1 rRNA gene is annotated in these 3,121 nt (G+C 57.1%); it reads left to right on the top strand.

Going from position 1 to position 3,121, the window contains the following annotated elements:
* Positions 1-59: 59 nt before the first annotated feature.
* A 23S ribosomal RNA gene (locus ABZ490_RS51970) occupies positions 60-3,121 on the top strand; the annotation flags it as partial.

Consider the following 3,121-nt stretch of genomic DNA (forward strand, 5'->3'; position numbering starts at 1 on the left):
TGGGGGTGATGGGTGGCTGGTCGTTGTTTGAGAACTGCACAGTGGACGCGAGCATCTGTGGCCAAGTTTTTAAGGGCGCACGGTGGATGCCTTGGCACCAGGAACCGATGAAGGACGTGGGAGGCCACGATAGTCCCCGGGGAGTCGTCAACCAGGCTTTGATCCGGGGGTTTCCGAATGGGGAAACCCGGCAGTCGTCATGGGCTGTCACCCGCTGCTGAACACATAGGCAGTGTGGAGGGAACGCGGGGAAGTGAAACATCTCAGTACCCGCAGGAAGAGAAAACAACCGTGATTCCGGGAGTAGTGGCGAGCGAAACCGGATGAGGCCAAACCGTATGCGTGTGAGACCCGGCAGGGGTTGCGCATACGGGGTTGTGGGATTTCTCTTGATCAGTCTGCCGGCTGGTCGGCGAGTCAGAAACCGTATGGATAGGCGAAGGACATGCGAAAGGTCCGGCGTAGAGGGTAAGACCCCCGTAGTCGAAATCTGTACGGCTCGCTTGAGAAACACCCAAGTAGCACGGGGCCCGAGAAATCCCGTGTGAATCTGGCGGGACCACCCGCTAAGCCTAAATATTCCCTGGTGACCGATAGCGGATAGTACCGTGAGGGAATGGTGAAAAGTACCGCGGGAGCGGAGTGAAATAGTACCTGAAACCGTGTGCCTACAAGCCGTGGGAGCGTCGGAACGAGGCTTGCCTTGTTCTCGTGACTGCGTGCCTTTTGAAGAATGAGCCTGCGAGTTTGCGGTGTGTTGCGAGGTTAACCCGGGTGGGGTAGCCGTAGCGAAAGCGAGTCCGAATAGGGCGTTTCAGTAGCACGCTCAAGACCCGAAGCGGAGTGATCTAGCCATGGGCAGGTTGAAGCGGAGGTAAGACTTCGTGGAGGACCGAACCCACCAGGGTTGAAAACCTGGGGGATGACCTGTGGTTAGGGGTGAAAGGCCAATCAAACTCCGTGATAGCTGGTTCTCCCCGAAATGCATTTAGGTGCAGCGTCGTGTGTTTCTTGCCGGAGGTAGAGCACTGGATAGGCGATGGGCCCTACCGGGTTACTGACCTTAGCCAAACTCCGAATGCCGGTAAGTGAGAGCGCGGCAGTGAGACTGTGGGGGATAAGCTCCATGGTCGAGAGGGAAACAGCCCAGAGCATCGACTAAGGCCCCTAAGCGTACGCTAAGTGGGAAAGGATGTGGAGTCGCAGAGACAACCAGGAGGTTGGCTTAGAAGCAGCCACCCTTGAAAGAGTGCGTAATAGCTCACTGGTCTAGTGATTCCGCGCCGACAATGTAGCGGGGCTCAAGCGTACCGCCGAAGTCGTGTCATTGCAGCAATAAGCCCCAACGGGTGCTGTGATGGGTAGGGGAGCGTCGTGTGCCGGGTGAAGCAGCACCGGAAGGTAGTTGTGGACGGTTCACGAGTGAGAATGCAGGCATGAGTAGCGATTCACACGTGAGAAACGTGTGCGCCGATTGACTAAGGGTTCCTGGGTCAAGCTGATCTGCCCAGGGTAAGTCGGGACCTAAGGCGAGGCCGACAGGCGTAGTCGATGGATAACCGGTTGATATTCCGGTACCCGCTGTGAAGCGTCAAACATCGAACCCATTAATGCTAAGGCCGTGAAGCCGCCCCGGAGCCTTCGGGCAAAGGGGAGTGGTGGAGCCGCTGATCCAAGGTGGTAGTAGGTGAGTGATGGGGTGACGCAGGAAGGTAGTCCAGCCCGGGCGGTGGTTGTCCCGGGGTAAGGGTGTAGGCCGTGTGGTAGGCAAATCCGCCGCACATTAAGGCTGAGACCTGATGCCGAGCCGATTGTGGTGAAGTGGATGATCCTATGCTGTCGAGAAAAGCCTCTAGCGAGTTTCATGGCGGCCCGTACCCTAAACCGACTCAGGTGGTCAGGTAGAGAATACCGAGGCGTTCGGGTGAACTATGGTTAAGGAACTCGGCAAAATGCCCCCGTAACTTCGGGAGAAGGGGGGCCACGCCTGGTGAGGGGACTTGCTTCCCGAGCTGGGGGTGGCCGCAGAGACCAGCGAGAAGCGACTGTTTACTAAAAACACAGGTCCGTGCGAAGCCGTAAGGCGATGTATACGGACTGACGCCTGCCCGGTGCTGGAACGTTAAGGGGACCGGTTAGTCACATTTCGGTGTGGCGAAGCTGAGAACTTAAGCGCCAGTAAACGGCGGTGGTAACTATAACCATCCTAAGGTAGCGAAATTCCTTGTCGGGTAAGTTCCGACCTGCACGAATGGCGTAACGACTTCTCGACTGTCTCAACCATAGGCCCGGTGAAATTGCACTACGAGTAAAGATGCTCGTTTCGCGCAGCAGGACGGAAAGACCCCGGGACCTTTACTACAGTTTGATATTGGTGTTCGGTTCGGCTTGTGTAGGATAGGTGGGAGACTGTGAAGCTTGGACGCCAGTTCAGGTGGAGTCGTCGTTGAAATACCACTCTGGTCGTGCTGGATGTCTAACCTGGGTCCGTGATCCGGATCAGGGACAGTGTCTGATGGGTAGTTTAACTGGGGCGGTTGCCTCCTAAAGAGTAACGGAGGCGCCCAAAGGTTCCCTCAGCCTGGTTGGCAATCAGGTGTTGAGTGTAAGTGCACAAGGGAGCTTGACTGTGAGACCGACGGGTCGAGCAGGGACGAAAGTCGGGACTAGTGATCCGGCGGTGGCTTGTGGAAGCGCCGTCGCTCAACGGATAAAAGGTACCCCGGGGATAACAGGCTGATCTTCCCCAAGAGTCCATATCGACGGGATGGTTTGGCACCTCGATGTCGGCTCGTCGCATCCTGGGGCTGGAGTCGGTCCCAAGGGTTGGGCTGTTCGCCCATTAAAGCGGTACGCGAGCTGGGTTTAGAACGTCGTGAGACAGTTCGGTCCCTATCCGCTGCGCGCGCAGGAATATTGAGAAGGGCTGTCCCTAGTACGAGAGGACCGGGACGGACGAACCTCTGGTGTGCCAGTTGTTCTGCCAAGGGCATGGCTGGTTGGCTACGTTCGGGAGGGATAACCGCTGAAAGCATCTAAGCGGGAAGCCTGCTTCGAGATGAGTATTCCCACCCACTTGATGGGGTAAGGCTCCCAGTAGACGACTGGGTTGATAGGCCGG

It is taken from the genome of Streptomyces sp. NPDC005811, from assembly GCF_040630405.1.
Classification (GTDB): Bacteria; Actinomycetota; Actinomycetes; order Streptomycetales; family Streptomycetaceae; genus Streptomyces.